Annotated in this window: 4 protein-coding genes; all 4 read right to left on the reverse strand. The window is 56.1% G+C overall.

Going from position 1 to position 4819, the window contains the following annotated elements; genetic code table 11:
• On the reverse strand, nt 1-698 hold a 698-nt coding region (locus ACH2EH_RS10295), incomplete at its 3' end, for a CsgG/HfaB family protein (protein ID WP_395141363.1).
• A 168-nt stretch (nt 699-866) separates the two neighbouring features.
• A complete protein-coding gene (locus ACH2EH_RS10300; RefSeq protein WP_395141365.1) occupies nt 867-3053 on the reverse strand; it encodes a hypothetical protein in 2187 nt (728 codons plus the stop codon).
• A 119-nt stretch (nt 3054-3172) separates the two neighbouring features.
• Nucleotides 3173-3598: a globin domain-containing protein gene (locus tag ACH2EH_RS10305; RefSeq protein WP_395141367.1), complete on the reverse strand. Its 426-nt coding sequence runs from the start codon at nt 3596-3598 to the stop codon at nt 3173-3175.
• The coding region (locus tag ACH2EH_RS10310) for a tetratricopeptide repeat protein (RefSeq protein WP_395141369.1) at nt 3595-4819 on the reverse strand (1225 nt) is incomplete at its 5' end. The genes ACH2EH_RS10305 and ACH2EH_RS10310, both read right to left, overlap by 4 nt.

The raw sequence follows: 4819 nt of genomic DNA on the forward strand, positions 1-4819 counted from the left end.
GCAGGAGGCGTGGCCTGAGAATCCTGCTCCGTTTTCTTGCTTCCCAGCACCGCACTCAGGCCCAGCTTGAGCAGCTCAGCCCCTCCAAAGCTCTTGCTCAGCAGGGAGTTGATATCGCTCTCATCCGTTCCCTCAGTTACTAGCACGCTGGATGCCGCCAGAATATCCCCGGTCTCGATACTCACCAGGCGGACATCCATGCTCACCCGTAGCTCGAATGCCTTACCCACCACTTTATCTTTTACGGGCTTGAACCTACCTAGCAGTGATTTGGTAACCTCGTTTCCTGGAGAGCTTTGTTTTTCAACAATGCCAAACTCAGTGACCTTGCCCATGATCGCCACGGCAGCTCCCTTGAGCTTCCCTAGCTCCAGAACAGCCCCTTTATCGCCATTGCCTGCAATCAAGCCACGCTCCTTCTCGATTGCAGCTAAGTCAGCACGCTCCACCACGCGGGCTCCTTGCTGAACGAGCCCCTGTGTCACACGATCCGCAATTTCCTGGCCCAGAGGGATATTGTCTTTGACCTTGCGATCAAGCTGCTGGAAGGTTACGACCATGACACGCTTGGTCTTGGGGGCTTCGGAGGACGCTTTGGGGGCTTCCGTGGCAGTCTGTGCCCGGCAGATTCCAGGGAAACCGACCAGGAGTGTCGCAAGCGCCGTGAGCGCAAAAATCGTCTTGTTGTTGATGTTCATCTTAGGTTCCTCACCGTCAGGTTGTAAAGTTATCCCCATCTTAGGCCCCGTCCGTAAAGGGGCAGTGAGCCTACCGTGAGAAAACCGTGAAATGAAAAAAAGAAAAAAGAAAAAAGTCCGCTGGCAGGCTTGCCAGCGGACTTTTTTCTTTCTAGGGCGATTTTACGGTCAGTTTCCCGTTATCTTGAACGCGACCCCAACGGGGTTGTAGGCGCCCTTGTAGCCACCAACAGTGATCTCCTCACCCGCTTTGCCCGTGGCGTCTCCGTAGATTCGACCGGTACGCGTGTCAAAGTAGAGGTAGAGGTTGTCGCGGCCTTTTTCCGGGGAGAGCACGCAGTCATCGTCTGGGTCGTTGGGAAGTTCACGATCACGGTCTATTACGGAAATGACGATTGGAATAACAGACTGGGGTGTGTTGCTGATTTCGTGAAAACCGACGTATGTAGTTGATTTCGCGTCCTCTTTGCAAGCAAATTTCTTCAGGTTCCCAGCAACGCGGACAGAAACATCAAAATCACCCAATTTTGTCTTTTCACGACCGGTTTGAGGGTCAATCTTGCCATCACGGCTCCATACTCTGGCAATATCAATCTTGATGTTATGCTTTGCCAGATTGTTAGATGTGCTGGGCGTCCAGAGTCCAAGATCAGAGTTGGCCGCCGGAATCGGCCCCGCTTTGCAAAGCATTTCATTATAAAGATAGAGACCGTTGCCGACATTGAACATCAGTGAGCCGTGGTTGTCCTGATCCCAGGGCATCAACGAGCCATAACGTGCACCGTAGAGCCCCTTCCACCAGTACGGCTTGGTCGGCGCGACCGCGAGGCCATGTGACGAGTCGAAGCCACAGAAGCCGTCGGTATCGTTCTCGCCGTCGCTTCCCAGCGCATAGGGATTGGCAGTAAAGCCATCTGCGAGGACTCCGGCAATCATCGGAAGCGAGCTGGTTGTCTGCCACTTGTTGGACAGTTGCGTCGTCGTGAGGCTGGAGGTGATGCCTCGCATCGGTGAGGACATTATATCGGCCTCTGGAATCATAGCGGCTCCCCACGGCTTGCCATTGGCTTTCCCATAGCCTGCCCGATGCAGGAGCGACTCAATTAGATACAGCGACCCGCCGTTTGATGGAAACCGGCCAGCCCCCATAACGTCAATGAGGGTGTGCGGGAGAACCCGTCCCCCTCCGATAAAAGGAGCGCGATTGCGGTCGAAGAACATCCCGCCCGGGTTTCGCCCACCGAGGGTGAAGATAGGCACCAGGGAACCGTCCACCCGAGTCGCTTTCTCTGGTGAGAGAATTCCTTTGTTGTACTCCGCCATCCGCAAAATGTCGTGCAGAGAGTCTCGGTTGCCACTGGCTGACTTTATCGCCTTGTCCAGGGCATCGTGAAGTTTCCCCACGCCACTATCGACAATAGCGGACTTGATCTTCTCCAATGGCCCTTGCTTCTTCAGAGATGCCGTGCTAGGAAGGAGCGATTGACCTGTTTTCAGAATTCGATCCACATCGGTCGTCATCTCAGGGATGATCGTTCCGGTGTGCGGTGCGGAGATCGTTGTGACATTCACCACGCGGCGGCGCAGATAGTCGGCCCGCTGACGCTGACCAGAGTTGAGTCGGCCACCGTAGAGATCGGAACCTTCGGGGTTGGTGAGGATCGCTCGGGCCACGACTCCCCCGAAGCTGTGCCCCATGAGGTAGATCTGCGGCTGGCTGGCCTCGGGCAGATGCCCAAACGTCTGCCGGTACGTGCTGAATATCTGGTCGATAGCGTCTCCCAGTTGGGGCATTAGATGCTCCGAGCCATCGCGAAACGTCACCATAACAGCAGTCTTCGGGTTGGGTTCGGCTTTGAAATCATCAGCACTGACGCGTCCTTCCGACCTCTTGAACATCAAATCTGGTACAAGCACGGGTGCGAGATCGCCGTCCTCTGACTTAAGAGCATCTAAGGAATCTTTCGGGGTGACGGTCCAGTTGTCAGCCTGTATGAATGCAAGATCAGTTCGGGTCTTGCCTCGCTGGATCAGCTGGATGGCGGGATTTGTGGGGACACCCATGAGTGCGCGGATAAAGTCGTAGCCCCAGTAGAAGCGTGCGTGGGTGGAGGTTCCGATTCCTTCCTCAGGAGAGTTTTCGCGTGGGTTGGTGACGCCGTGCAGGAGAACCACTAGCCGGGGCCGGTTCGGGGAGAATGCAAACGACTTTGGCTCAAGCCCGAGCTGTGGCAGGTTGTTCTGGATAGTTGGGTTTTGCAAAACTGCATTCTGCGCTACGGCAGGAGCGAGGAACAGGGGAAGGGCAATGATGGCACTGTAGGCCATGGGTAGCAGTGGATTCAGAGTTTTCATTTTTCGTTTCCTTAAGTCAGGGTTTGAAGTTGTACCCATCATAGGGGGCTACCGTAAAGGGACAGTGAATCCACCGTGAGAAAATCGTGAAAACCCAAAAAACTGAAAAATAATCGGAGCTAGCCTGATTGTGCCGCCTCCTGCATGATCAGTGAGACAAGGCTGTAGAGCTCTTGCCAGGCCACCCGCACCTCGTCGGTGACACTTTCCATGCCCAATTTTTGCTCCAGCGCCCAGAGTAGTGCCTCCCCGACGATCTCATAGTGGGCACTCTCCGCGCCATAGAGCTTGTGATTGCGCCCGGACTGCCAGAGCGTGGGCACGAGGTTGTCTAGGCGCTCCAAACTGTCGCGGATCGTTTCCAGCATCCTTGTCAGCTTTGCCTCTTGGACACGGAGCTTATTGTGGAAGAGGCTACGTGCTTCTGGTGCAACCGTGAAGAGCCGGTTATAGAAAAGTCTCGCCAGAGTGGCTTCGTCGTCCTTGGACCTCTCCAGCGCAGTCGTGAGTAGCTCACGCAGGAGCTGTTTTTGTGTCTCAGTCATCTGTTTTCACTCTCCGGGTAGAGGAGGAAAACCTGGAGAGCGGCACTACGATCGTACTGTCTTGCGCGATCTCGCTCCCGAGAAAAGTCTTGGGTTCCCAGTGCATTTTCTATTGTCCGCAGAGCCTCATCAAGAGGCTCACCAAACTCGTACGGCTGCTGTGGCTGAAGAAGTTGCTCCAAGCGCAGAAGGCTCCCTAAGAGCAGGGCTGCTAGCCGCTGGTGGTGCGGTCTCGGCTCGTCTTGGGCCTCTTTCAGCGCGAGACGTACCATCCGGCTGGCGCAGTGTAGTAGCTCAGAAACGTCGCCGGTGGCATCCGCATGCTGGAGCCCCTGCCGGAACCACTCACGTGCCGGTTCGACTTGGCCGCGCGCCGTATAGACAAGCCCCATTCCCGTAAGAAAAACGGTCTGCTTGGTACGCATTCCGAGCTGGCGCGTCAAGGTAAGCCCCTCCCGTATGCGGGCCTCGGCCTCATCGAACTCACCTAGCTGTAGGTAGATCCCGTAGATATTCCAGAGGACAGTTGCCACAGCGAAGTCATCCCCAATCTGCTGGGCCATCTTCATAGCCTCAAGTTCAAGTGTCACTGCGGCGCGCAGATCCCCACAGTGGCGCTCGGCATGCCCTAGGAGAAAGAGCCCAACGAACACACCGCGTTGGTTACCCACGATTCGGTTGAGAGCAAGGCAATGCTCCAGGTACCCACGTGCTTTCTCAAGGTCACCCAGGCGAGTATAGAAGGCACCGCACTGAAGGGAAGCGGTAGCCCTCTGGGGGAGGGTTCCGTGGCTCTCCAGATACGTGTATCCTTCCAGACACTGGGCCAGCAGGACGCTCACATCCTCTTTGGATTTGGAGTGAACCTCTCGCTGAGCGCTGGCGGTCATACACTGCGACAGTGCGGCGCAGGCAAGCTCTCCCGCCTGCTGGTAGCTCTCCCAAGCCTGTCGGTGGTAGATCAGCGAACGGGCATAGCGGAGCTGGGAGTAGAGAATTCGCCCTAGAGCCTCTTGAACACGGCCCCGCAGAGCAACCTCTTGAGTGGGAAGAGTCTCTAGGAGGCTCTCCATAAGCATCACACCGAGGTCGTGCTGGCCGCGGCGATCCCAGTAGCGCCAGAACGCCGTGGCCAGTTGCGCACCGCGAGTGGGATCACTCTGCCAGGCGTACTCAAGTGCTGCCTGGAGGTTGTCTGATTCCTGAGCGATTCCTTCAAAG

Source organism: Armatimonas sp. (assembly GCF_043760365.1).
Taxonomy (GTDB): domain Bacteria; phylum Armatimonadota; class Armatimonadia; order Armatimonadales; family Armatimonadaceae; genus Armatimonas.